The organism is Arthrobacter sp. 05L428 (assembly GCF_056397665.1).
The window spans coordinates 89,823-114,965 of sequence record NZ_JBFTNW010000010.1; the positions used below are offsets into that span (position 1 = coordinate 89,823).

At 69.3% G+C, this 25,143-nt stretch carries 22 protein-coding genes and 2 riboswitches; of the genes, 5 read left to right on the plus strand and 17 right to left on the minus strand.

Annotation, left to right across the window (positions count from 1 at the left end; translation table 11 throughout):
• Positions 1-115: 115 nt before the first annotated feature.
• Positions 116-1,267: a homoserine O-acetyltransferase MetX gene (gene metX / locus AC1DH3_RS15720; RefSeq protein WP_476909728.1), complete on the minus strand. Its 1,152-nt coding sequence runs from the start codon at positions 1,265-1,267 to the stop codon at positions 116-118.
• An 11-nt stretch (positions 1,268-1,278) separates the two neighbouring features.
• Positions 1,279-1,394: riboswitch (SAM riboswitch) on the minus strand.
• A 184-nt stretch (positions 1,395-1,578) separates the two neighbouring features.
• Complete coding sequence (locus tag AC1DH3_RS15725) at positions 1,579-2,895, minus strand: bifunctional o-acetylhomoserine/o-acetylserine sulfhydrylase (RefSeq protein WP_175323105.1); 1,317 nt, start codon at positions 2,893-2,895, stop codon at positions 1,579-1,581.
• A gap of 62 nt (positions 2,896-2,957) precedes the next feature.
• Positions 2,958-3,073, minus strand: a riboswitch (SAM riboswitch).
• Between the two features lie 213 nt (positions 3,074-3,286).
• On the opposite strand from AC1DH3_RS15725, the gene AC1DH3_RS15730 reads away from it, so the two are divergent.
• Positions 3,287-3,925: a VOC family protein gene (locus tag AC1DH3_RS15730; RefSeq protein ID WP_476909729.1), complete on the plus strand. Its 639-nt coding sequence runs from the start codon at positions 3,287-3,289 to the stop codon at positions 3,923-3,925.
• Positions 3,926-4,050: 125 nt separating this feature from the next.
• Here AC1DH3_RS15730 and AC1DH3_RS15735 read toward each other — a convergent pair whose 3' ends face one another.
• Positions 4,051-4,827: a CPBP family intramembrane glutamic endopeptidase gene (locus AC1DH3_RS15735; RefSeq protein ID WP_476893511.1), complete on the minus strand. Its 777-nt coding sequence runs from the start codon at positions 4,825-4,827 to the stop codon at positions 4,051-4,053.
• 80 nt (positions 4,828-4,907) lie between these two features.
• Here AC1DH3_RS15735 and AC1DH3_RS15740 point away from each other — a divergent pair, with 80 nt between their 5' ends.
• The gene (locus AC1DH3_RS15740) at positions 4,908-5,564 is read left to right on the plus strand and encodes a histidine phosphatase family protein (RefSeq protein WP_476893562.1); all 657 of its coding nucleotides are present in this window, start codon (positions 4,908-4,910) and stop codon (positions 5,562-5,564) included.
• Here AC1DH3_RS15740 and AC1DH3_RS15745 read toward each other — a convergent pair.
• The 5 genes from AC1DH3_RS15745 to tdh are packed head-to-tail and all read right to left on the minus strand — an operon-like array spanning position 5,561 to position 11,688.
• Positions 5,561-6,967, minus strand: coding sequence for a phenylacetate--CoA ligase family protein (locus tag AC1DH3_RS15745; RefSeq protein WP_476893510.1), 1,407 nt, complete (start codon positions 6,965-6,967; stop codon positions 5,561-5,563). The genes AC1DH3_RS15740 and AC1DH3_RS15745 overlap by 4 nt on opposite strands.
• 32 nt (positions 6,968-6,999) lie before the next feature.
• Entirely contained in the window at positions 7,000-8,211 is a 1,212-nt protein-coding gene (gene hutI, locus AC1DH3_RS15750; RefSeq protein WP_441419511.1) for an imidazolonepropionase, read from the minus strand.
• An 11-nt stretch (positions 8,212-8,222) separates the two neighbouring features.
• Complete coding sequence (locus AC1DH3_RS15755) at positions 8,223-9,338, minus strand: NAD(P)/FAD-dependent oxidoreductase (protein WP_441419510.1); 1,116 nt, start codon at positions 9,336-9,338, stop codon at positions 8,223-8,225.
• Between the two features lie 41 nt (positions 9,339-9,379).
• Entirely contained in the window at positions 9,380-10,585 is a 1,206-nt protein-coding gene (locus AC1DH3_RS15760) for a glycine C-acetyltransferase (protein WP_441419509.1), read from the minus strand.
• Between the two features lie 56 nt (positions 10,586-10,641).
• Positions 10,642-11,688 (minus strand): L-threonine 3-dehydrogenase, encoded by a 1,047-nt coding sequence (tdh, locus tag AC1DH3_RS15765; protein ID WP_441419508.1) that lies wholly within the window; start codon positions 11,686-11,688, stop codon positions 10,642-10,644.
• A gap of 145 nt (positions 11,689-11,833) precedes the next feature.
• Between tdh and AC1DH3_RS15770 the strand changes: the two genes are divergently transcribed.
• The gene (locus AC1DH3_RS15770) at positions 11,834-12,742 is read left to right on the plus strand and encodes a LysR family transcriptional regulator (RefSeq protein WP_441419507.1); all 909 of its coding nucleotides are present in this window, start codon (positions 11,834-11,836) and stop codon (positions 12,740-12,742) included.
• A 3-nt stretch (positions 12,743-12,745) separates the two neighbouring features.
• Here the strand turns inward: AC1DH3_RS15770 and gatB are convergent, their stop codons facing one another.
• From gatB to AC1DH3_RS15790, 4 genes are all read right to left on the minus strand, one after another.
• Positions 12,746-14,251: an Asp-tRNA(Asn)/Glu-tRNA(Gln) amidotransferase subunit GatB gene (gatB, locus tag AC1DH3_RS15775; protein WP_441419506.1), complete on the minus strand. Its 1,506-nt coding sequence runs from the start codon at positions 14,249-14,251 to the stop codon at positions 12,746-12,748.
• Positions 14,251-15,822 (minus strand): Asp-tRNA(Asn)/Glu-tRNA(Gln) amidotransferase subunit GatA, encoded by a 1,572-nt coding sequence (gatA, locus tag AC1DH3_RS15780; protein WP_476909730.1) that lies wholly within the window; start codon positions 15,820-15,822, stop codon positions 14,251-14,253. The genes gatB and gatA overlap by 1 nt, the downstream gene beginning before the upstream one ends.
• Before the next feature lie 4 nt (positions 15,823-15,826).
• Entirely contained in the window at positions 15,827-16,123 is a 297-nt protein-coding gene (gatC, locus tag AC1DH3_RS15785; protein WP_175323093.1) for an Asp-tRNA(Asn)/Glu-tRNA(Gln) amidotransferase subunit GatC, read from the minus strand.
• 139 nt (positions 16,124-16,262) lie between these two features.
• Positions 16,263-17,738 (minus strand): CitMHS family transporter, encoded by a 1,476-nt coding sequence (locus AC1DH3_RS15790; RefSeq protein ID WP_476909731.1) that lies wholly within the window; start codon positions 17,736-17,738, stop codon positions 16,263-16,265.
• Between the two features lie 179 nt (positions 17,739-17,917).
• Here AC1DH3_RS15790 and AC1DH3_RS15795 point away from each other — a divergent pair, with 179 nt between their 5' ends.
• Both AC1DH3_RS15795 and AC1DH3_RS15800 read left to right on the plus strand, forming a co-directional pair.
• The gene (locus AC1DH3_RS15795) at positions 17,918-19,660 is read left to right on the plus strand and encodes a sensor histidine kinase (protein ID WP_441419503.1); all 1,743 of its coding nucleotides are present in this window, start codon (positions 17,918-17,920) and stop codon (positions 19,658-19,660) included.
• The gene (locus AC1DH3_RS15800) at positions 19,653-20,324 is read left to right on the plus strand and encodes a response regulator (protein ID WP_441419502.1); all 672 of its coding nucleotides are present in this window, start codon (positions 19,653-19,655) and stop codon (positions 20,322-20,324) included. The genes AC1DH3_RS15795 and AC1DH3_RS15800 overlap by 8 nt, the downstream gene beginning before the upstream one ends.
• A 20-nt stretch (positions 20,325-20,344) precedes the next feature.
• Here the strand turns inward: AC1DH3_RS15800 and AC1DH3_RS15805 are convergent, their stop codons facing one another.
• From AC1DH3_RS15805 to AC1DH3_RS15825, 5 genes are all read right to left on the minus strand, one after another.
• A complete protein-coding gene (locus AC1DH3_RS15805; RefSeq protein WP_441419501.1) occupies positions 20,345-20,866 on the minus strand; it encodes a hypothetical protein in 522 nt (173 codons plus the stop codon).
• Between the two features lie 99 nt (positions 20,867-20,965).
• Positions 20,966-21,469, minus strand: a complete 504-nt coding sequence (locus AC1DH3_RS15810) for a GNAT family N-acetyltransferase (RefSeq protein WP_441419500.1) — start codon at positions 21,467-21,469, stop codon at positions 20,966-20,968.
• Between the two features lie 102 nt (positions 21,470-21,571).
• Entirely contained in the window at positions 21,572-22,402 is an 831-nt protein-coding gene (locus AC1DH3_RS15815; protein WP_441419499.1) for an inositol monophosphatase family protein, read from the minus strand.
• The gene (gene ligA, locus AC1DH3_RS15820; RefSeq protein WP_476909732.1) at positions 22,399-24,705 is read right to left on the minus strand and encodes an NAD-dependent DNA ligase LigA; all 2,307 of its coding nucleotides are present in this window, start codon (positions 24,703-24,705) and stop codon (positions 22,399-22,401) included. Before ligA ends, AC1DH3_RS15815 begins: the two co-directional genes overlap by 4 nt.
• 150 nt (positions 24,706-24,855) lie before the next feature.
• Positions 24,856-25,122, minus strand: coding sequence for a hypothetical protein (locus AC1DH3_RS15825; protein ID WP_476909561.1), 267 nt, complete (start codon positions 25,120-25,122; stop codon positions 24,856-24,858).
• Positions 25,123-25,143: the final 21 nt, after the last annotated feature.

Here is a 25,143-nt window from a genome sequence, read left to right on the forward strand (position 1 = left end):
TGTGTGAGTTGGAACACACGGCGTCATTCTCCACGAGTATGGACTTCGATCGAGGCAAGCTCAACGACTAATCGCGCAGAGTGCGTCTGCAAAAATGCACACACGGCGGTGCCGGCTAGGCGAAGAAGTTGCCCCGGAGCTGCTCGCTGAGCTGGCCGATTTCGGTCAGGAAGCCGTCGTGGCCGATCGGGGCCTCGATGACGTGCACGGCGACCTCCCCCGGCAGGGCGTCGGCGAGCTCTCGGGATTGGGCGGGAAAGTACAGCCGGTCCGAGTCCACGGCCGCCACGAAGAACTCCGCGGTGGCCAGGGAGACGGCCTGCTCCAGGCTTCCCCGGCCGCGGCTCACGTCGTGGCTCATGAGCGCCTCGGTGATGGCGATGTAGCTGTTGGCGTCGAAGCGTCGCACCAGCTTGTTGCCCTGGTGGTCCAGGTAGCTCTCCACCTGGTAGCGCCCACGGCCGGCCAGCGACCCGGCCTCCAGCGGGGCCTCGGCCGCCTGGGCGTTGCGTCCGAAGCGCCCGTCCAGCTCGGCTGCGGAACGGTAGGTGATGTGCGCGATCCGGCGCGCGAGGGCCAGTCCGGCGTGCGGTTCCGGGCCGCCGTAGTAGTCGCCGCCGTTGAAGTTGGGGTCCTGGCGGATTGCCAGGGTCTGGGCCTGGGCGAAGGCGATCTGTTCGGCGGTGCTGCTGGCGCCGACCGAAATCACGGCGCAGCGCTGCACCCGCGCCGGGTAGGTCACCGCCCACTCCAGCGCGCGCGCTCCGCCGAGCGAGCCGCCGAGCACGGCATACCAGCTGCTGATCCCCAGCGCGTCGGCGAGCCGGGCTTCCGCCGCGGTGCTGTCCCGGAGGGTGACGAGCGGGAAGCGCGAGCCCCAGGGCCGGCCGTCCGGGGCCGGCGTGGAGGGCCCGGTGGAGCCGTAGCAGCCGCCGAGGATGTTGATGGAGACCACGAAGTACTTGTCCGTGTCCACCGGGGCGCCGGGGCCTGCCAGTTGCTCCCACCAGCCCGGTTCCTCGCCGGCGCCGCGGGTCACGTGGGTGTCGCCGGTCAGGGCGTGCTCGATCAGCACCGCATTGGAGGCATCGGCGTTCAGCGTCCCCCAGGTCTCGTAGGCGAGGGTGACCTCAGGCAGGGTGGCACCGGATTCAAGGGCCAGGGAACCGATCGGGAGGTACTGCACCGTCCCGTCGGGAACAGCACCGTCGGGAACAGTGGAGGGTTTGCTTTCGGGTACACCCGTGCGGGCGACGGCAATCGTCATGTGAGGACCTAACTTCGCGCTTGCCCGCCGTCAGCTGACCGGCAGGCCAGGTCTTCACCCGGGGCACCCCGCCGCAAATGGAGGGTTGCCGGCCAGCAAGCCGGGGCTGTCACTGGCACTCATGACCTGCGTCGATTCTACGAAACACGGCCGCGCAAGCGCGAAGATTGTGACGGCTGTGTGACAGCCGGACCCGTCAACACCGCAGTTTCCCCACCTTTGACAGACGCGCCCGGCGGGTCGCCCCGAAGTGTCGGCGATTCCCGGGGCCATCCCCGCAAAGGTGGGGAAATTCGGCGTGCTGCGTGACCTCAGGCGTTCTTGGCCGCCCGGAAGCCGGCATCGAGGTCCGCGATGATGTCGTCGATGTGCTCGAGGCCCACCGAGAGCCGGACCAGGCCGGGATTGACGCCGGCGACCGCCTGCTGCTCCGGCGAGAGCTGGCTGTGCGTGGTCGACGCCGGGTGGATGACCAGCGAGCGCACGTCACCGATGTTCGCCACATGGGAGTGCAGTTCGAGGGCGTCGACGAAGCGTTTGCCGGCCTCCGCTCCCCCTGCGAGGTTGAACGCGACGACGGCGCCGGTCCCCTTCGGGCCGTACTTGCGGCCGCGCTCGTACCAGGGGCTGGACGGCAGCCCGGCGTAGGCGACGGATTCGACGTCGTCCCTGGCTTCCAGCCATTCGGCCACCCGGAGGGCGTTGGCGACGTGCCGTTCCACCCGCAGGCTCAGCGTCTCGATCCCCTGGGCGATGAGGAAGGCGTTGAACGGCGAGACGGCCGAACCGAGGTCGCGCAGCAGCTGGACCCGGGCCTTGAGGATGAAGGACAGGTTCGCTCCCAGCGCCCCGTCCGCCCCGAGGTCGCGGGCATAGACCAGGCCGTTGTACGTGGGATCCGGGGTGTTGAAGCCGGGGAAGCGCTCCGGGTCCTTGCCGAAGTCAAAGTTGCCGGAGTCGACGATCACGCCGGCAATCGCGGCACCGTGTCCGCCGAGATACTTGGTGGCCGAATGCACCACGATGTCGGCGCCCCACTCGATCGGGCGGATCAGGTAGGGGGTGGAGAGGGTGTTGTCCACGATCAGCGGCACCCCGGCCCGGTGGGCGACGTCCGCGACGCCTTCGATGTCCAGCACGTCCTGGCGGGGGTTGGACACCACCTCGCCGAAGAACAGCTTGGTGTTCGGCTGCACGGCATCGCGCCACTGCTCAAGGTTGTCCGGGTCCTCCACGAACGTCACCGAGATACCGAACTTCTTCAGCGTGTGGGCCAGCAGGTTGTAGGTCCCGCCATAGAGGCTGGGGCTGGCGACGACGTGGTCTCCTGCCTCGGCGATGTTGAGGATCGCGAAGGTTTCGGCGGCCTGGCCGGAACTGAGCAGGAGCGCCCCAAGGCCGCCCTCCAGGCTCGCGACCCGCTGTTCCACCGCGTCCTGGGTGGGGTTGCCGATCCGGGTGTAGATGGGGGCGAGCTCGGCCAGCGCGAACCGGTTGGCGGCGCTCTCCGCACTGGGGAAGACGAACGACGTCGTCTGGTAAATCGGCAGCGACCGCGCGCCGGTGGCGGAGTCCGGCTCCTGGCCGGCGTGGATCTGGCGGGTTTCAAAGGACCAGGCGTTGGACATCGGAGAGCTCCCTAATGACTGGGCACAGGCCGCCCCTGGCCTCTGGGGCCGGAACGGCTCTGGCGCCGCGCTTGCCTGCCGGCGGACGCCGGCGGGCCAGGTCTTCACCCGGGGCACCCCACCGCGCAAGGAGGGTTGCCGGCCAGCAAGCCGGGGCTCGATGCTGGCGCTCATGACCTGGCTTCAGTCTAGGAACGCGTCCCGTCGGCTGGATAGCTTTGTGACGAAAATGAAGAACGGCCCCGCCGCCGCCCGGCGGACGCCGCGGGAGCCGGAAAGTGCCGTGGCTCTGGCCGGGCAAATCCGAGCGGTAAGCCTCGGAAAATGACATCCCATCACGGTAAGGGCAGCCTAAGCTGAGAGCTCCATCACAAAGTGCCAAGATGAGGGCATGCGCATGGATCACGTCTCTTACGCCTGTGAACAAGATGGCCTGGCTGCCACCACCGAACGTATTGCGACCGCCCTCGGGGTCGAAGCCGTCAAGGGCGGAATACACCCCCGGTTCGGGACCCGCAACATGATTATCCCGCTTGCCGGGCACAAGTACCTCGAGGTCGTGGAGGTCCTGGACCACCCGGCCTCCGACAAGGCGCCGTTCGGGCAGGCAGTCCGGGCCCGCTCGGCCGCCGGCGGCGGCTGGATGGGCTGGTGCGTCGAGGTTGACGACCTGGCGCCGTTTGAGGAGCGGCTGGGCCGCTCCGCCGTCAACGGCAACCGCAAGTTCCCCGACGGCCGCGAACTGGTCTGGAAGCAGATCGGTATCCTGGGCCTGATCGCGGATCCGCAGGTCCCCTACATGTTGAAGTGGGAAGGCGACCCCGCCCTGCACCCGTCCAACGCCTATGCGAGCAATGTGAAGATGTCTGCCCTCACGATCGCGGGCTCGGCCGAGCGGGTCACCGAGTGGCTGGGTGAACCGGTCGAGAAGCCGCTGGAGGATGTGGACGTGAACTGGCTGGCCCCGCACGGGACGCCGGGAATCCTGTCCGTCACCTTCGAAACCGATTCCGGAGCCGTCACGATCTGACGCTTCCTGCCCGAAAAACTTCGGCCGCCAGCAGCGGGTGCCAATGATGCCACCCACCGCTGGCGGCCGAAACACTTTAACCCGTTGCCGTCGGCGGGCCCTTGGGGCGACGCGGGTGTGTGGGCTCAGCCCAGGCCGATTGACTTGCCGAAGAGGCTGAATCCGACGAAGGCCACGATGTCCAGCAGCGCATGCGCAATCACCAGCGGCATCACCCGGCGCGTCTTCGTGTAGATCAGCGCGAAGATGACGCCCATGATGGCGTTGCCGATGAAGGGCCCGAAGCCCTGGTAGAGGTGGTAGCTGCCGCGCAGCATCGAACTGGCGAAGATCGCCAGCGGCATGCCCCAGCCGAACTTGCCGAGCCGGTCCAGCAGGTAGCCCACCACGATCACCTCCTCCACGATCCCGTGCCGGATCGCGGAGAGGATGAGGACCGGCACCGTCCACCAGTAGGAGTCCAGTGCGCTGGGGATGATCGCCGTCGTGATCCCCAGCGCCCGGCCGGCCGCGTAGAGCCCGAGCGACGGTATGCCGATCAGGGCGGCGAGGCCGAGGCCCTGGAGCAGGTCCTTGCCGGGACGGGCGAAGTCGAAGCCCAGCTTCCGGAACGCCGAGGTGCCCGTGCCGGCGGCCATGCCGGCGGGCCGGAGTTCGGTCAGGAAATAGATCACCAGCACCACCGGGACCAGGGCGAAGATGATGTCCAGCAACTGGTACGTGAGGTCGAAATACTCCCGGCTGCTTTGCGAGCGGTTCAGCGTGGAGGTGCCCTGCGCCAGCGGCGCCCGGGTCATCTTGTCCAGCAGCTGCACTACCGAGTACACCGCCGACTGCCCGAGGGACAGGCCCAGGACAATCCAGACTTCTAGCCGCAGCCGACGGCGGGAGGGAACCAACATGGTTCTATCTTGCCTGCCGTTGCCGGGAGTTGACTGCACGTGCCTATGCTTGGGCTGTGAGTGCGCCCGGGAAAATCATCATGATCCGGCATGGCCAGTCCGCCGCCAACGCCGACACCTCGATCTACAACCGGGTGCCCGATTACCGGATCCCGCTGACCCCGCTCGGCGTCGAGCAGGCCGCGGCCGCGGGCGAGCAGCTGCGGCGGGAGCTGGACGGGCAAAGGGTGTGCGTCTACGTCTCCCCCTACCTGCGGGCCTACCAGACCCTCGAGGCGCTCCAGCTGGGCTCCCTGATCGAACGCGTGATCGAAGAGCCGCGGCTGCGCGAACAGGACTGGGCGAATTTCCAGATCGCCGGGGACATCGAGGACCAGAAGGAGCTCCGCAACGCCTACGGCCACTTCTTCTACCGGTTCCGGGAAGGCGAATCGGGCTCCGACGTCTACGACCGGATCTCCTCGTTCATGGAGACCCTCTACCGGCACTGGTCCAAGCCGAACTATGCGCCGAACGCCTTGTTCGTGACGCACGGGCTGACCATGCGGCTGTTCTGCATGCGCTGGTTCCACTGGTCGGTGGAGTACTTCGAGTCGCTGAACAACCCGGACAATGCCGAAATCCGGACCCTGCTGCGCACCCGGCAGGGCAAGTACGAGCTGGACAAGCCGTTCAGCCAGTGGGAGGACCGCCGGGTGGACGAGACCGTGCTGGACGCCCCGCCTATGTTCTTCTAAGGGATGTTCTTCCAGACGCTGTCCGGGGCGGGCCTCAGGGCGATGACCTGGTGGAACTTCCCGCTCGCGCCGGTCTGATCCGGTGCTTCCTCCGCCCGGACCAGTTCCACGTTCGCCAGGCCCTGGGCGGCCAGGAACCCGGACAGCTTCGCCGCCACGTCCTGCCACACCGCGTCCGCCGCGGCGCCCGGCTCCAGCTGGAGCCGCACCCGCAGCGCCGCCGGACCGGACTGGACCAGCTGGCAGCGGTGGACGCCCGGCGCGTCGTCGATGGGGGCTGTGATGGCGAGGGGCAGGACACTCACCGTGCCGCCGCGGCCGTTGTCCAGGTGCAGGACGTCATCGTGCCGGCCGGCCACCCGGATGGCGGGCAGCGGGTTGCCGCACTCACAAGGGCCGGGCTTGGCGACGACGGAGTCACCGAGGTCGTAGCGGATCAGCGGCTGGACCCGGTTGGCGAGATTGGTCAGCAGCACCGTGTGGGACGGCTCCCCCGGGGGCGTGGGACCGTAGTCCTCCTCGACCGGTTCCAGGATGACCCAGTCACTGTTGACGTGCAGCCAGCCGCGGGGGCAGTCCAGGGCGATCGGGGTGAACTCGGAGGCAGCGTAGACATTGTGCACCGCGCCGCCCAGCGCCGCGGCCAGGCGCTCCCGGTCCCCGACGGATTCGCCGCTGGACTCCACAATCACGGGCCGGATGTGCAGCCGGCCCGCGTCCTGTTCCTCGGCCAGCAGTTCGAGGGCGCTGGGGTAGGCCACCAGCAGGGCCGGGTCGAAAGCGTTAAGCGCCTGCACCAGCGTCTCCAGCGGTTGCTGCACGGAGAACATGCGGTAGGCCCGTCGGCGGCCCCGGCTGCGGCGCCGTTCGGACTCGAGCCAGACGGCCCCGGCGAAGTGGCCGCCGGTGCCCAGCACCGCGGCGGCACGGATTCCCCGCCGCAGCATCGCGAGCAGCCGGCGGGCGTCGAGGGCGGTCCCGACGATCCGAACGCCCTGGGCCCGGTAGCAGGCGACGGCGGCCTGGTCGTGCACGAATAATCCGGGGTGGCCCGTGGTTCCGGAGCTGGTGCAGGCGAAATAGCGGCCGCGGTAGCGAGTGCCGACCAGGGACGGGTCGGCGACGAAGCCCTCGAGGTCCGCCCGGGTGATGGCCGGATCGGTCACCCAGTCGTCGAAGCGTGCCATCAGCTGCGACTTCGTGACCGGCGGCAGGTCCCGGAGCGGGATGTCCTCGGCCGGGAGGCCGCGGTAGAGCTCCCGGTAGAACGGGGAGCTCGTGCGGGCATGGGCCACGAGGGCGGCCAGCCGGGCGTCCCGGCGCCGGGCCAGGGCCGGCACTCCGCCGCGCTTGGCCCGCACCAGGTCGATCATGGTGGCGAGTTCCCTGGCGAAGCCGGTCATGGCGTTCCTCCTTGGCCTCCGGTGCGCGCCGGTCAGCGGGCGCGGACCCCGGCGCGCCAGACGGCGTGGGTGAGCGGCATGCCTGGCCGGTATGCCAGATGGGTGGCGGACGGGGCGTTGAGCAGGTGCAGATCCGCCCGGTTGCCCACGGCGATGGAGCCGACCGCCCGCTCGCCGTCGACGTCGTTCCCGGACTCCCGGCCCAGCGCCAGCGCACCGCCGTACGTCGCCGCCCGGACGGCTTCGTGCACGCTGAGCCGCATCTGCAGCACGGCGGTGGTGACGCAGAACGCCATCGAGCTCGTATAAGAGGTGCCGGGGTTGCAGTTGGAGGCGAGCGCTAGCTGGACGCCGGCGTCAAGCAGTTCCCGGGCCGGAGCCAGCGGCTGCCGGGTGGACAGGTCGCAGGCCGGCAGGCAGGTCGCGACGGTGCCGCGCTCGCCCGCGCCGGCCGCTGCCTCCCAGCCGGACCAGCTGTCGGCGAGGGCGTGGACGTCCTCGCGGGAGAGGTAGTTGACGTGGTCCACGCTCGCGGCGCCGAACTCCACTGCCAGCCGCACCCCGGGACCCTCGCCCAGCTGGTTGCCGTGCACGCGCAGGCCCAGTCCGGCGTCCCGGCAGGCCTGGAGCACCCGGCGGGACTGGTCCTCGTTAAACGCGCCGCGTTCGCAAAACACGTCGGCCCAGCGGACGTAGGGCCGGACCGCGGCGAGCATTGGTCCGCAGACCAGCTCCGTGTACTCCTCCGCGTCGAGGCCTTCGGGTACCAGGTGCGCGCCGAGGTAGGTGACCTCGTCCGCGACGGTGGAGGCGATCCTCGCGCTGCGGGCCTCGTTCTCCACGTCCAGGCCGTAGCCGGTCTTGGTCTCCAGGTAGGTGGTCCCCTGGGCGACGGCTTCCGCCACCCGGCCCAGCGCGAGCCGGGTGAGGTCGAAGTCGCCCGTGGCCCGGGTGGCTCCGGTGGTGACGGCGATGCCTCCGGCGCTGTAGCTCTCCCCCGCCATCCGTGCCTCGAATTCCGCGGTCCGGTCGCCGGCGAAGATCAGGTGCGTGTGTGAATCCACCCAGCCCGGCAGGAGCGCGCGGCCGGCGGCGTCGACGGCGTCGTCCGCCGCCGGGGCGTCCGCGGCGGCACCCAGCCAGGCGATGCGTTCGCCCTCGATCACGATGGCCGCATCCTTCAGGACCCGGTGGTCCGCGTCCTGGGTCATCAGTTCGGCGATGTTGGTGATGAGGGTGCTCATGGGTCCATTCTTCAGCCCCGGATAGACATCCGGGTCGCTGCCAGTGCCGCGGCTGTCCGGGATGCCGGACTGTCGGCCGGGAGCGGCTGTGCCGAACCCTGGCCGGCGAGGATCAGCTCCGCGGCCAGCTCCGCGATGCCGGAGGAGGTCTGGAAGCCGTAGCCGCCCTGCCCGGCGAGCCAGAAGAAGCCGGTGGCCTCGGCGTCGAATCCCACCACGGGGATACCGTCGGAGGCCTCGGTCCGCAGCCCGGTCCACGCCCGGCTGACGCTACCGATCCCCATCGTGGTCACCGTGTTGAGCCGCTCGATCAGCGCCTCGATGTCGCCCGGATACGGCTGGGCGTCCTCGGGGCCGCTGGGCACAGTTTCCGACGGCGAGATCAGCACCTGCCGCCGTCCGTCCGGGCGGAAGTAGAAACTGCCGGCCGACGCCACCATCGGGCAGCCCTGCGGGAGGGGGTGCTCGACGTCGACAATCGCCGCGGTGCGGCGGTAGGGCTGGAGTCCGAGCTTCTCGACGCCGCTGAGCACCGCGAATTCGTCCGCCCAGGCGCCGGCGGCGTTGACCACGACCGCGGCTTCGAAACCTTCCTGCCCGGCGCCGAGCTCCCAGCCGGAACCGAGGCGCTGCGCCGAGTGGACCCGTGCGCCGGTGATGATGTCCACGCCGCCCTCGACGGCCCGCTCGCGGTGGTCCTCCAGCAGCAGGGACGCGTTGCAGGCAAACGAACCGGAGTCCAGGCCGGCGGCCGCGAAGGAGTCCGGTTTGAGCGCGGGGCAGATTTCCAGGGCCTCGGCGTGGCTGATCCGGTGCATAAAGCCGCTTGCCTGCTGCCGGACGGCGTCCTCGTCACCGATCAGCATGAAGCGGCGCGGTGAGAGCACGGGTTCGGGCCGGGTACCCTCCTTGGTGCCGATGAGCTCCAGCGTGCGCATGGTGAGCTCCTGGACCACGGGCGGCCCGTAGCTGGGGATCAGCTGCCGGGCCGAGCGCGCGGAGGTGTGGTAGCCCAGCGATTGCTCGGCTTCGACCAGGGCCACGCTGCATTTGCCGGCGAGGGCGGAGGCCAGGGACAGGCCGGCAATGCCGCCGCCCACGATCACGACATCGTATTTAGCTGACATGCCTCCATCCTTGCACCCGGCGGGAGGTCGCGTCAGTACTTTCAGGCCACCGTCTCGCGGCTGCGGACGAACGCCTGGACGCAGCTCTCGACGTCGTCCGCGCTGTGCGCGGCGGAGAGCTGGACCCTGATGCGGGCGGCGCCCTTCGGCACGACCGGGTAGCTGAAGGCGGTGACGAAGACGCCGTTGGCGAGCATTGCGTCCGCGACCTTCGCCGCCATCACTGCGTCGCCGAACATGACCGGGACGATCGCGTGTTCGCCGTCGAGCAGCTCGAAGCCTTCCTCGCCCATCCGGCGGCGGAAGAGTTCCGCGTTGGCGAAGAGCTTGCTGCGCAGTTCGCCGGAGTTCTCCACCAGGTCCAGGGCCTTCAGCGTGGCGGCGACGATGGCCGGTGCCAGCGAGTTGGAGAACAGGTAGGGGCGTGCCTTCTGGCGGAGCATGGCGATGACTTCGCGCCGGCCCGAGACGTAGCCGCCGGAGGCTCCGCCAAGGGCCTTGCCGAAGGTGCCGGTGTAGATGTCCACCCGGTCCGAGACCCCGGCGTGCTCCGGGGTGCCGGCGCCGGTGGCGCCCATGAAGCCGACGGCGTGCGAGTCATCCACCATGACCATGGCGTCATACTTTTCGGCGAGGTCGCAGATCGCCTCGAGCGGGGCGAGGAAGCCGTCCATCGAGAAGACGCCGTCGGTGACGATGATCTTGCGGCGGGCCGGGTTCTCCTGAGTGGTGGCCTCGATCAGCCGGGACTCGAGGTCCGCCATGTCCTGGTTGGCGTAGCGGAAGCGCTGGGCCTTGCACAGCCGGATCCCGTCGATGATCGAGGCGTGGTTCAGCGCGTCGGAGATGACGGCGTCTTCCGGGCCGAAGAGCGACTCGAAGACGCCGCCGTTGGCGTCGAAGCAGCTCGAGAACAGGATGGTGTCCTCGGTGCCGAGGAACTTCGACACCCGCTCCTCGAGGGCCAGGTGCAGGTCCTGGGTGCCGCAGATGAAGCGCACGCTGGCCATGCCGAAGCCGCGTTCGTCCATGGCCTCCTTGGCGGCTGCGATGATCTCGGGGTGGTCCGCGAGGCCGAGGTAGTTGTTGGCGCAGAAGTTCAGCACCTCCGAGCTGCCCTGGCCGAGCTGGCCCGCCTTGATGTGGCTGGCCTGCGGCGAATCGATGTGCCGTTCGGTCTTGAACAGGCCGGCACCGCGGATCTCGTCGAGTTCGTGCTGCAGCTGGTCCTTGATGGCTGAATACATGGGGTGCGCTCCTGTGCAGGGGTGAATTTTTGTACGGTACCGGAAACGGGCGGGGGCTAGAAGCCGGTCCAGTCGAGGACGACTTTGCCGCCGACGCCGGCGCGGGCGATCTCGAAGCCCTTCTCCCAGTCCGATGCGGGCAGCGTATCGGTGACCACGGCGGAAATGTTCGCGTGCAGCACCGGGTTGGAGGACAGCATGGCGCTCATGGCATACCAGGTCTCGAACATCTCGCGGCCGTAGATGCCTTTCATGGTCAGCATGTGCGTGACCACTTTGCCCCAATCGATGTCGATGGACTGGCTGGGCAGCCCCAGCATCGCGATCCGGCCGCCGTGGTTCATGTTGTCGATCATCTCAGGCAGCGCCGTGGGGTGCCCGGACATTTCCATGCCGATGTCGAAGCCTTCCCGCATGCCCAGTTCGCGCTGGCCGTCCTTGACCCGCATCCGGGAGACGTCGATCGCGAGGTCGACGCCGAGCCGGCGGGCCAGTTCCAGGCGCGGGGCGGAGACGTCGGTGATGGCGATCTTGCGTGCCCCGGCGTGGCGGGCGACGGCGATCGCCATCAGGCCGATGGGTCCGGCGCCGGTGATGAGCACGTCCTCGCCCACCAGCGGGAAGCTGAGCGCGGTGTGCACGGCGTTGCCGAACGGGTCGAAGATGGCGCCGAGCTCCGGGGTCACGGACGGATCGTGGTGGACCCAGACGTTGGTTTCCGGGATGACGACGTACTCTGCGAACGCTCCGTCGCGCTGGACGCCGACGCTGACGGTGTTGATGCACATCTGCTTGCGGCCGGCGCGGCAGTTGCGGCAGATGCCGCAGACGATGTGGCCCTCGCCGGAAACCCGGTCGCCGACCTTGACGTCCATGACGTCCTCGCCGATCTCCACGACTTCACCGTAGAACTCGTGGCCGGCGATCAGCGGCGCGTTGATGATGCCCTGCGCCCAGGCGTCCCACGACTGGATGTGCAGGTCGGTGCCGCAGATTCCGGTGGTCATGACGCGGATCTTGACGTCCCCGGCCCCGGTCTCCGGCTCCGGGCGGTCGACCAGTTCGAATCCCGCGTGGGCGCCGGACTTGTAGAGAGCCTTCATGGGCCTGCCTAACTGTGCTGGCCGCTCCGGGACGGGAGCGGTGGTGTGGGACAACTCACCTCATTAGACCCGGCGGAAAGCATTAGCACAACCGGATTTTTCTCAATCGACGATTTAGCACTGGCTTAGCTCTAGGATGGTGGCCATGGAAATCCACCAGCTCGAAATGCTCCGCGAACTCGGCGCCCTGGGCAGCGTCAAGGCCGTCGCGGAAACGCTTCTGGTCACGCCCTCGGCGGTGTCCCAGCAGTTGGCCGCCCTGCAGAAGTCCGTGGACGTGCCGCTGACCCGGAAGGAGGGCCGGAACCTGGTCCTCACCGAGGCCGGCCAGGTGCTCGCAGACGCCGGGGCCGCCGTCGTGAGCGCGATGGCGGACGCCAGGACGGCGATCGGCGCGTACCACGGCTCGCCGGTGGCGCCGGTGTCCCTGAGCGGGTTCCACAGCGCCGGCCAGGCCTTGTTCGCGCCGCTGGCCCGGCTGCTGGCCGGACCCGGGCAGCCGAGGATCCAGCTCTCCGACGAGGACGTGGCCCAGCAGGACTTCCCGGCGCTGACCGCCCGGTATGACCTGGTCCTCGCGCACCGGATGGACCACAGCCCTCGATGGCCCCAGGAGCGGGTGGCGGTGATCCCGCTCGCGCACGAGCCGCTGGACGTGGCGCTGCCGGCCGGGCACCGGCTCGCCGGGCAGCGGGCGGTGACGGCCGACGACGTCGTTGGCGAACCCTGGGTGACGAGCCACACCGGCTACTCCCCCGCCGACGTGCTCTCCGCCGTCGCGGCCGTATCCAGCCGCGAGCTGAACATCGTGCACCGGATCAATGACTACTCCACGGTGGCGGCGCTGGTGGCGACCGGGAGCGTGATCGGGCTGCTGCCCCGGCACACCGCGCGCCCTGTGCTCAACCCGGAGATCGTGCTCAGGCCGCTGGAGGGGATCAGCACCCGGCGCCGGATCGACATCCTGGCCCGGCCGGAGAACCTTAAACGCAAATCGGTCATGATGGTCTGCGAAGCGCTGCAGACCATCATGACCGATCTAGTGGGCGGTTAGGGCCTAGCCTTCGACGCCGAGGCGCTGCAGGATCAGCTCCTTGACGCGGCCGGCGTCGGCCTGCCCGCGGGTGGCTTTCATGACGCCGCCGACGATCGCGCCGATCGCCTGGAGCTTGCCGGCGCGGATTTTGTCCGCGACTCCGGGCTGCGCGGCGAGGACCGCGTCGATGGCTTCGAGCAGCGGGCCGTCGTCGGAGACCACGGCGAGGCCGCGCTTCTCGACGATTTCCGCCGGGGTGCCCTCGCCGGCGAGGACGCCGTCCAGGACCTCGGAGGCCATCTTGTTGTTGATCTTGCCGTCCTCGACCATCTGGTTCAGTTCCACGATGGTGGCCGGGGCGACGCCGAGCTGGCCGGGGTCGACGTCGGCGTTCTTGGCGCGTCCGACGATCTCGCCCATCCACCACTTGCGGGCCACGGTGGCGGTGGCGCCGGCGGCGATGGTTTCCTCGATCTCGTCCATCACGCCGGCGTTGACGACGTCGCGGAACTCCAGGTCGGAGTAGCCCCAGTCGGCCTGCAGGCGCTTGCGGCGGGCGGCCGGCGGCTCCGGCAGCGTGGCCCGGAGCTCCTCGACCCACTCGCGCGACGCGACGATCGGCACCAGGTCCGGTTCCGGGAAGTAGCGGTAGTCGTCGGCGTCGGACTTGGGCCGGCCCGAGGTGGTGGAGCGGGTGTCCTCGTGCCAGTGCCGGGTCTCCTGGATGACCGGCTGGCCGGACTCCAGCACGGCGGCGTGCCGCTGGATCTCGTACCGGACGGCGTGTTCGACGGCGCGCAGGGAGTTGACGTTCTTGGTCTCGGAACGGATGCCGAAGCGTTCGCGGCCGTGCGGGCGGAGTGAGACGTTCGCGTCGCAGCGGACGTTGCCGCGTTCCATCTTGGCGTCCGAGACGCCGAGGTTCTTGACGATTTCCCGGACCGCGGCGACGTAGGCCTTGGCCAGCTCGGGCGCGCGGCTGCCGGCGCCCTCGATCGGCTTGGTGACGATCTCGACCAGCGGCACGCCGGAGCGGTTGTAGTCCACGAGCGAGTAGTCCGCGCCCTGGATGCGGCCGGCGGCGCCGCCCATGTGGGTGAGCTTGCCGGCGTCCTCCTCCATGTGGGCGCGTTCGATCTCGACCCGGAACACGGTGCCGTCGGAGAGTTCGATGTCCAGGTAGCCGTCGTACGCGATCGGCTCGTCGTACTGGGAGGTCTGGAAGTTCTTCGGGGTGTCCGGGTAGAAGTAGTTTTTCCGGGCGAAGCGGCAGGTCTCGGCGATCTTGCAGTTCAGCGCCAGGCCGATCTTGATCGAGGATTCGATCGCGGTCTTGTTCACCACGGGCAGCACGCCGGGCATGCCAAGGTCCACCTCGTTGACGTTGGTGTTCGGTTCGTCGCCGAAGACGTTCGGGGCGGAGGAGAACATCTTGGTCTTTGTGTTGAGCTCGACGTGGACCTCGAAGCCCAGGACGGGGTCGTACTTCTCCATCGCCTCTTCGAAGCTGAGGGTTGCGTCAGTCATTAGTGTGAACCTCCGTGGCTCGAAGCGGCAGCGTCAGAAAGGGCGGAGCCCGTCAGGGAAGGGGCCTTGTCCAGCAGCGGTCCGCCCCACTGCGCCTCAAGCAGCGACTCGAGCACGGCGCCGACACGGTAGAGCCGGGCATCCTGGCGCGCCGGGGCGAGCAGCTGGACGCCCACCGGCAGTCCGTCCTCGTCGGCGAGGCCGCCGGGCAGGGAAAGCCCTGGGACGCCGGCCATGTTGGCCGGGATCGTGGCGACGTCGTTGAGGTACATCGCGAGCGGGTCGTTGAGCTTCTCGCCGAGCTTGAAGGCCGTGGTCGGCGCCGTCGGGGAGATCAGCACGTCGGCCTGGGCAAACGCGGCGTCGAAGTCGCGCTGGATCAGGGTGCGCACCTTCTGGGCCGAGCCGTAGTAGGCGTCGTAGTAGCCGGCGCTGAGGGCGTAGGTGCCCAGGATGATGCGGCGCTTGACCTCGTCGCCGAAGCCGGCAGCGCGGGTGGCTCCCATGACGCGTTCGATCGTCAGCGGGCCCTCTGCGGGCAGCGCCCGCAGGCCGAACCGGACGCCGTCGAACTTGGCCAGGTTGGAGGAGGCCTCGGAGGGCATGATCAGGTAGTAGGCGCCGAGCGCGTACTTGAAGTTGGGGCAGGAGACCTCGACGATCTCGGCGCCGGCGCCCTTGAGCAGCTCCAGCGCCTCGTTGAAGCGGTTTTCGACACCGGCCTGGTAACCCTCGCCGTGGAGTTCCTTGATGATGCCGATCTTCATGCCCTCGACGTTGCCGGTCCGGGCCGCGGCCACGAGGTCCTCGAGCGGGTCCGGCAGTGAGGTGGAGTCGCGCGGGTCGTGGCCGCCGATCACCTGGTGCAGCAGGGCCGAGTCCAGCACGGTGCGGGAGACCGGGCCGATCTGGTCCAGCGAGGAGGCCATCGCGATGGCGCCGTAGCGGGAGACGCCGCCGTAGGTGGGCTTCACGCCGACGGTGCCGGTGACGGCGCCGGGCTGGCGGATGGACCCGCCGGTGTCCGTGCCGAGCGCGAGCGGGGCTTCGAAGGCCGCGACGGCGGCAGCGGAACCGCCGCCGGAGCCGCCCGGGATGCGCTCCAGGTCCCAGGGGTTGTGGGTGGGGCCGAACGCGGAGTGCTCGGTGGAGGAGCCCATGGCGAACTCGTCCAGGTTGGTCTTGCCCAGGATCGGCATCTTGGCGGCGCGAAGGCGCTCCACCACGGTGGCGTCGTAGGGACTGTGCCAGCCTTCGAGGATCCTGGAGCCGGCGGTGGTGGGCTGGCCGATGGTGACGATCAGGTCCTTGACCGCGATCGGGACGCCGGCGAGCACGTGCAGCTCTTCGGCAGCGGCGCCGCCGGCGGCGCGGATCGCGTCCACCTCGGCGGCGACGGCGAGGGCTTCCTCGGCGTTGACGTGCAGGAAGGCGTGGACCTGGCCGTCGACGGCGGCGATCCGGTCCAGGTGCGCCTGGGTGACCTCGACGGCGGTGACCTCGCGCGCAGCGAGCTTCTCGGCGAGCGCGGCCGCGGAGAGGCGGAACAGCTCGGGGGTGGTTTCAGTCATGGTCTTAGTCCTCATCCAGGATTGCCGGGACCTTGAAGCGGCCCTCATACGCGTCGGGGGCTCCGGAAAGTGCCTGCTCGGCCGTGAAGGTGTGGCCCACAACGTCCTCGCGGAACACGTTGGTCAGCGGGATCGGGTGGGATGTGGCCGGGACGTCATCACCGGCGGCTTCACTGACGGACTTAACCGAATCGACGATGACGGCGAGTTCGCCGGCCATCCTGTCCAGCTCTTCAGCACTCATCTCGATGTGCGCGAGACGCGCGAGATGCGCGACGTCGTCGCGGTTGATCGCAGCCATGGATCTCCCCTGCAAGTTCGGATTATTTTCCGTCCCAGTCTACGTGGGTTGAACTGCTGTTACCGTCGGACGCCGAGATGACAGTTCACGGCAATGTTTTGTGCAAACACTGCCGCGAACTGTCATCTCGTGCGGTTTGTCAGCCGATGCCGATGGCTCCGGTGAGTACCCCTACTCCCAGCATGACCAGGGAGATCACGGCGGTGCGCCAGAGGACCTTCTTGTGGTGGTCGCCCAGGTCCACCTTGGCCAGGGAGACCAGGAGCAGGATGGCCGGCACCAGCGGGCTCTGCAGGTGGAAGGGCTGGCCGGTAATCGAGGCGCGGGCCATGTCCGCGGCGCCGACGCCGTAGTGGGCGGCCGTTTCGCTCAGGACCGGCAGGACGCCGAAGTAGAAGGCGTCGTTGCTCATGAAGAACGTCATCGGGATGCTCAGGACGCCGGTGATGACGGCCATGAACGGGCCCATGTCGGCCGGGATGATCGCAACGAGCCATTCGGACATGGCTTTGACCATGCCGGTGCCGTTGAGCACACCGGTGAGGACCGCAGCGGCCATGACCATGCTGACGACGGCGACGATCGAGGGTGCGTGCGCGATCAGCTGGGCGCTCTGGTCCTTGACCTTGGGGAAGTTGACCAGCAGGGCGACGGCGGCGCCCACCATGAAGACGAACGGCAGCGGAATGATGTTGGCGACGAGTGTCACCATCACGGCGACCGTCAGACCCAGGTTGAACCAGAAGAGCTGGGGACGCAGGGTCTTGCGGTTGGGATCCAGCGCGGTGTCCGCCATGGCGGAGTCGCGCTCGTCGACGAGGTCTTCGGTGCGCTCCAGCACGGCGACGGCGGACCCGCCGCCGGCGGCGGGGGCTCCCCCGGCGGGGCCGGTGACCTTCCGTCCGGAGCCGAAGCGGCCAAGGCGGCCAGTGCCGCCGGCTGCACCGGCGCCGGCTCCGCCGTCGAACTGACCGCCCTCGGCCCAGATCTCCGGGGCCACGGTACGCAGCCGGTTGCGTTCCTGCAGGCCCAGCAGCCAGGCGAAGACAAACACGATGACGAGGCCCGCGACCAGCGAGGGGATCATCGGGACGAAGACGTCGGAGACGCTGATCTTCAGCGCGGAGGCGGCGCGGGCGGTCGGTCCGCCCCAGGGCAGGATGTTCATGGTGCCGTTGGCCAGGCCGGCCACGCAGGTGAGGACCACGGGGCTCATCTTCAGCCGCAGGTAGACCGGGAGCATGGCGGCGGTGGTGAGGATGAAGGTGGTGGAGCCGTCGCCGTCGAGCGAGACCGCCGCGGCGAGGATCGCGGTGCCCAGGACCACCTTGGCCGGGTCGTTGCCGAGCTTGCGCAGGATGAACCGGACCAGCGGGTCAAAGAGCCCGACGTCGATCATCAGGCCGAAGTAGATGATGGCGAACATCAGCAGCGCGGCCGTGGACGTCATCGACTTCATCGAGTCGAGCACCATGGGGCCGATGCCCAGGCCGGCGCCGGCGAACAGTCCAAAAACGGTGGGGACGATGATGAGCGCCAGTACCGGCGTCAGCTTCTTCGTCATGATCAGCACCATGAAGACCGCAATCATGGCGAATCCAAGTAATACCAGCACGGCCGGCTCCTTCTTCTGTGTTCCGCACCACTCCGCTGTGATGCGCACTACAGACGTTAGGGTGGCGTGCGTCACGGGAGTGCCTTTGCCTCAATTGATTGGCATACTGCTTGTTGGACGCATTTTGCGCATTTTGCTCACAGCTGTTGAAGTCACCGGATCATCGAAGGAGGGCCGCCGTGGGAGCCCTCAAAGGCCGCACTCCCTTGCGGTTCACGACCCAGACCCTGCTGCTCCAGCTCGGGGTTGTGGCCCTCGTGGTGCTGCTCAGCAGCGCCGTGCACGCCTGGCTGACGTACGAGCGGCTGGGCCGCGAGGCGGAGAACCAGGCACTGACCCTGGCCCGCACGGTGGCGTCGGACCCGGCGGTCCGGGCCGAGGTGCAGCAGATCAGCGCACGGCCCGGCACTCCCCCGCCCGCGGAGCTGCTTGCCGGCCCGCTGATGGCCGCCGCGGAGGGCGCCCGGGCGCGCACCGGCGCACTGTTCGTCGTCGTCACCGACGAGACCGGACTGCGGCTGGCGCATCCCGACGCCGACCGGCTGGGCCAACGGGTCAGTACCGATCCCTCCGAGGCGCTCTCCGGCAAGGAGGTCACCACCCGGAACACCGGCACCCTGGGCCCCTCGGCCGGCGCCAAGGTCCCGGTCTTCGCGCCGGGCTCGTCCGCCGTGGTGGGCGAGGTCAGCGTGGGCTACTCCACCGAGACCATCGGCCAGAGCCTCGCCCGCGACATCGTCCCGATCGCACTGACGGCGGCCGGCGCGCTGCTGGCCGGCGTCCTCGTCTCGTTCCTGCTGCGGCACCGGCTCCGCCGGCTGACCCTGGGGCTGGAACCGGAGGAAATCAGCACCCTGGTCCACGACCAGGTGGCGGTCCTGCAGGGCGTGGACGACGGCGTGATCGGCGTGTCCGCCGACGGCCGGATCAGCGTCTTCAACGCCGCGGCCCGGCGGATGCTGGCCCAGCCGGACCTGGCCGGAACCAGCTGGGCGGCGGCGCCGGTGCCCGTACCGCTCAAGGCCCTGACCAGGCCGGACGCCGCCGAGGGCGACGCCGTGGAGTTCCTGGCCGGCGGCCGCGTGCTGGTGGCGAGCGCCCGCAAGGCCCTGCACGGCCGGGAGGACCTGGGCTGGGTGGTCATGCTCCGGGACCGGACCGAGCTCCAGCAGCTCACCCGCCAGCTCGATGCCGTTGGGACCATGTCCACCGCCCTGCGCGCCCAACGCCACGAGTTCGCCAACCAGCTGCACACGATCGCCGGCTTCATGAGCATCGGGCAGCACCAGCAAGCGCGCGACTACCTGGCCCGGCTGGCGGCCACCGGGCCGTTGAAGTTCCCGGTGGAACAGGCCGAGCTGCTGCAGGACCCCTACCTGCAGGCGTTCCTGGGCGCCAAGGGTGTGGAAGCCGACGAGCGCGGCGTCAGCCTGCGGCTCGGCCCCGAAACCCTGGTCCGCGGCCACGTCATCGAGCCGCAGGAGGTCACCACCGTGCTGGGCAACCTGATCGACAACGCCGTGAACGCCGCGGTCGCCGGCGCCGCGGCCGACCGCTGGGTGGAAGTCGAGGTGCTGGACGCACCCGGCGACGGCGGGGCCGCCGGCACCCTGCACATCATCGTGGGCGACTCCGGCGACGGCCTGCCCGGCGGCGGCGACGGTTTCACGGCTGCCGGCGGCGGCGGTGCCGACGGCGGTGCGGAAGACGTTTTTGCCGAGGGTTTCACCACCTCGGGGCAACCCGCCCGGGCCGGTGCCGGGCAGGGCCTGGGGCTGGCCCTGGCCCGGCAGCTGGCCCGGCGCCGCGGCGGTGACGTGACGGTGCTGGAGCGGGGTGCGCCCGGCGGGCCGGGAGCCGTGTTCATGGCGACCCTCCCCGGGACCATCGCCGACTCGACCGAAGGAGACAACGATGTCTGAAGATTTCCGGGTGCTGATTGTGGACGACGACTTCCACGTCGCCAAGCTCCACGCGGCCTATGTGGATTCCGTGGCGGGCTTCCTGGCGCTGGCGCCCGCCGGGTCGGCGTCGCAGGCCCTGCAGTCCATCCACAGCCTCCGCCCGGACCTGGTGCTGCTGGACGTGTACCTGCCGGACGCCTCCGGGCTGGACCTGCTGCACCAGCTGGATGTGGACACCATGATCCTCAGCGCCGCCTCGGATGCGGCGTCAATCCGGGTCGCCTTCCGGCGCGGTGCCCTGGGCTACCTGCTCAAGCCGTTCACGGCCGAGTCGCTCTCCCAGCAATTGCGCTCCTACGCGCGCTACCGCCGCATCCTGGCCCAGCCGGGGAACCTCACGCAGGAGACGGTGGAACGGGCCAAGCGCGCCCTCATCCCGGGCGACGTCACGGCCTCCGCGCGGCCGCGGTCCGCCACGGAGGCGGCGGTGCTGGAATCGCTGGAACCCGGGGAACAGTATTCGGCGGCGGAAGTGGCCGCCCGCGTGGGCGTCTCCCGGGCCACCGCGCAGCGTTACCTCTCCTCGCTGGCGGACGACGGAGCCGTCGACATCCAGCTGCGCTACGGCACGACGGGCCGCCCGGAGCACCGCTACGGGGTGCCCGCGCTCCCCGGCCGCTAGGAACTCCCTCGACCGGCCGCTCAGCCGGTGATGCTGCGTCCCCTGCGGAAGGCGTTGCGGCGGGCGTGTTCGTGCACGCGGCCCAGGGCTTCGATCTGCGCCTGCCCCTCGGCGGTGAGATCGGCAAATCTGGACGGATCGAGACCCAGTTCCGGCGCCAGTTCCTCCAGCGTCTGCCAGCCGCCGATCTTGGCCAGGACGGCGGCGCGCATCAGTTCGGATTCCAGCACCAGGGTCATGGGCGAACGGCTCAGCAGCCGGCCGTTGAGCTTGAGCCGGCCCGCATGTTCCGCGAGCCATGCCGCAGCCTGGCGGTGCGGGCGGGTGCGGACGCTCAGCTCGCGGAGCAGGCTGCGGAGCAGCTCGCGCTCGCGGCGGATCTCCGCGGCCACGGTGGCGAGCTCGGTGTGGACCGGGGTATCCGTGAAGTCCTTGACCATCCGTTCGATCCGGCCCAGTCCGGCGGTGGCGCCGGTCAGGTGGTCGGACAGATAGAGGCCGAGCAACTTCTCGTCGATGGTGTCGGGGATGTGCGGTGCCATGGATCCTCCAGCCGTACTCGTGCTGTTTTTCCAGCGTGGGTTTGGGGTGGTGTGCTGGCTGCAACCCTACCCTGAGCGGTCCGAAGCTAGGGGCTGGTTCTAGAGGTCGAGGCGGTAGACGAGCAGTTTGATGTCCGTGCCCGGGACGAACCAGTCGCGCTCGGGGACACGCTGGAAGCCGGTCTTCCGGTACAGGCCGTGGGCGCTTTCCCAGGTCAGGCCGGTGGTGAGGGCGACGCCGGTGATGCCCGGCAGGGACCTGGCGTGCTCGATGATGGCCTGCACCATGGCTTTGCCGGCGCCGCTGCGCTGCACCGCGGGGTCCACCACGAGCATCCGGAACTCCAGCTCGTCCGTCCGGGCGATGTCTGCGTAGGGCTCCCCCGCGACGGCGAGGGTCACCGAACCGACAATCCGGCCGGCGCGCTCCGCCACCCAGATGGTCGCGTTCCCGTGCCGCTGGGCAACCCGCTGGATTTCCTGCATGTACGGGTGGTCCGCGTCCTCAAAGTGGCCCGCGGCCAGGTAGGCGTCCCGGGTGATGCGGGCGACGGCGTCGTAATCGGCCGGGACGGCGGGGCGAATGAGGATCTGCGAATGCACCTGTCTATGGTACGGGCGCCCGCGCCGGGCCAGGGACCAACGGGCGGTTTCCGTGACTGAACTATCAGGCGCCGGGCCGGCTGCGCCAGCCCGGACGTGCCGTCAGAGCGGGAACTTGCCGGAGAGCTCGAGGGGCCCCGCGCAGGTCCATGCCGCGAGCCGCTCGTCGTCGGAGGGCCCGCCGTCGAGCACGCTGGTCAGCCGGGGACGGCGCACCCAGCAGCCGGCCTCCTCGGCGATCAGGGCGCCGGCGGCGAAGTCGTGTTCGTTGAGTCCGCGTTCGCCGTAGGCATCGTGCGTGCCGTCCGCCACCAGGCAGAGATCCAGCGCCGCGGATCCCAGCCGGCGGACGTCCGCGAAGCCGTCCATAAGGCCGCCCAGCGCGGAAGCCTGTTCGGCCCGGACGCCCCTGTCGTAGCTGAAGCCCGTCGCCAGGATCTGGCCGGTCCGGCCCGGCACCGGTCCGTAGAGCTGCGAGCGCTGCCCGCTCTCCTCGAGCCAGGCGCCGTGGCCGCGGGAGGCATAGTAGACGCGCCCCAGCGCGGGCGCGTGGACGACGCCGGCCAGCCAGGCGCCGTCCGGGCCGGCCACTGCCACCGAGGTTCCGTAGTAGACGATGTTGCGGATGAAGTTGGTGGTGCCGTCGAGCGGGTCGATCGACCAGCGGAAACCGCTGGAGTTCGCGGGCAGCACGGTGCCGCCCTCCTCGCCGGTGATCGCGTCCTCCGGCCGGGCCCGGGTGATGACCTCGCGGACGGCGGCCTCGGACGCGAGGTCGAAGGAGGTCACCCAGTCCCCCGAATCACCCTTGTTGCTCACGCCCAGCGCGGCGGCACTCCGGCCGGCCAGCACCGCGGCGCCCGCGGCAGCCGCCTCCAGCGCCAGTTCCAGGAACGCGGCCGGCGCGGGAAATTCTTCCGGGCCGGAGCTCACTCGCCCGCCTCCTGGTGGTCTTCGCCGTCACTCCCGGCGCCGCCGTCGCCGTCGTCGCCCGAGCCGGCGTCGCCGCCCGAGCCGGCGTCGTCGCCGAGTCCGGCCGGGCCGTTAGCGAGCAGCGCGCGGAAGCCGTCCTCATCCAGGACCGGCAGGCCCAGCTGTTCCGCCTTGTCCAGCTTGGTGCCGGCGTTCTCACCGGCCACCACGTAGCTGGTGTTCTTGGAGACCGAGCCGGCCGCCTTGCCGCCGCGGACCAGGATCGCTTCCTTGGCCTCGTCCCGGCTGAAGCCCTCCAGGCTGCCGGTGACCACAACGGTCAGACCCTCCAGGGTGCGCGGGGTCGACTCGTCGCGCTCGTCCTCCATCCGAACTCCGTCGGCGGCCCAGGTGTCCACGATTTCACGGTGCCAGTCTTCGGCGAACCATTCCTTGAGCGCGACGGCGATCACCGGCCCCACGCCGTCGACGTTGGCCAGTTCCTCCTCGGAGGCCTGGCGGATGGCATCCATGGTTCCGAAGGCGGTGGCCAGTGCACGCGACGCCCGCGGTCCCACGTGGCGGATGGACAGCGCCACCAGGACGCGCCAGAGCGGCTGGGTCTTGGCCTTTTCGAGTTCGTTGAAGAGCTTCTCGGTGGTGGCGGTCGGCTTGGACGGGACCTTGGCCGTGCCCTTGGTGTAGAAGTACGGCACCAGCTCGAACTCGCCGGTCGCCACGCCCTTGGAGCGCTTTTCGCGGCGGATCCGGACCCCGGCAAGGTCCTCGGGCGTGAGCCGGAACAGGTTCGCCTCCGTGGTGAGCGGTGCGACGTCGGGCTCGGCCGGCTGGGTCAGGGCGATCGCCGCTTCCCAACCGAGGGCCTCGATGTCGAAGGCGCCGCGGCCGGCCAGGTGGAAGACGCGTTCGCGCAGCTGCGCCGGGCAGGACCGGGCATTGGGGCAGCGGATGTCGACGTCGCCTTCCTTGGCCGGTGCGAGCGGTGTGCCGCAGGCGGGGCATTCGGTGGGCATGACGAAGTCGCGCACCGGCGGGTCCTGGGCGTCGCGGAGGGCCAGCACGGGCCCGACGATTTCCGGGATGACGTCCCCGGCCTTGCGCAGCACCACGATGTCGCCGATCTTGACGCCCTTGGCCTTGACGACCTCCTGGTTGTGCAGGGTGGCCATTTCCACCGTGGAGCCGGCCACCTTGACCGGCACCATCACGCCGTAGGGGGTGACGCGGCCGGTGCGGCCCACGTTGACGGCGATATCGAGCAGCTTGGTGTTGACCTCTTCCGGCGGGTACTTGTAGGCCACGGCCCAGCGAGGGACCCGGGAGGTGTAGCCGAGGGCGCGCTGGGTGGCGAAGTCGTCCACCTTGACCACGATGCCGTCGATCTCATGGCTGAGGCTGTGCCGTTTGTCTCCGTAGCGCCGGATGAAGTCCAGCACTTCCGTCAGGCCGGGCAGCACCTCGAAGTACGGGCTGGTGGGCAGCCCCCAGTCGGCGAGTTGGCGGTAGGTGTCCGACTGGCTGACGGTTTCGAGGCCCTCGCGGGCGCCGATGCCGTGCACGTACATCTTGAGCGGCCGCTTGGCGGTCTCCGCCGGGTCCTTCTGCCGCAGCGAGCCGGCGGCGGCGTTGCGCGGGTTGGCCAGCGGCGCCTTGCCGGCCTCGATCAGCGCCTCGTTGAATTCCGCGAACGCCTTGGACGGGATGAAGACCTCGCCGCGGATCTCCATCTCGGCCGGGAAGTTCCCGCCCTTGAGCTGCTGCGGGATTTCCTTGATGGTCAGGACGTTGTGGGTGATGTCTTCCCCGGTGAAGCCGTCGCCGCGGGTGGCCGCGCGGACGAGCACGCCGTCGCGGTAGAGCAGGTTCACGGCCAGGCCGTCGATCTTGAGTTCGGTGAGCCACGACGGCGGGTTGCCGCCGTTACCGAGCTTGGCGACGCCGGCCTCGGCCTTGGCGATCCAGGCCTCCAGCTCTTCGAGCGAGAACACGTCCTCGAGGCTGTACATCCGGGTCAGGTGTTCGACGGCGGCGAAGGCGGCGGAGACTTCGCCGCCCACCTCCTGGGTGGGCGAATCGTTGGCGACCAGTTCGGGGTGCATGGCCTCGATGGTCTCCAGCCGCCGGAAGAGCTCGTCGAACTCGGCGTCGGAGATGATCGGGGCGTCCTCCTGGTAGTACGCAAAGCGGTGCTTGCGGACCTCCTCGACCAGTTCTTCATACTCGGCGCGGATGGCCTCCGAGGGGACCAGTTCCCCGGCCGGGCTGAGGGTTTCGGTATCTGCTGCTGTCTTCCCTGTGCTCACAGACCTATCCTGCCCTAGATCCCGGACATTGTCCGGTCAGGAGCGGGTCCGGGCGGCGCAGCCTGCCGGTGCCCGGCGGCTTTGGGCGGGCCGCTTTAAACGATCAGCCCGGACGCGGTTGCGTCCGGGCTGATCTGGAGAGGATTCCGGCTAGCGCGAGGAGGCGCTTTCCTGCTCGGTGGCGTTGCGGTTGGCCTGCTGGCTGGCCTGCTGCAGCGCCTGGGACACCCGGGTGAGCGCGGCAACGTGCTCGCCGTTCCACTCGTTGCGGAACTTCTCCGCGTCCGGGCCCAGCCACTGGGTACCGGCCAGGACCTTGGTCAGCATCGACCTCTGGTTGTCGATCTCCTGAGAACCGGCCTGCAGCTTCGTCCCAAGAGTCTTGAGCTGAGCAACATCTGCACCCCAAATAGCCATTCGAAAAAACTCCTTAGTTCA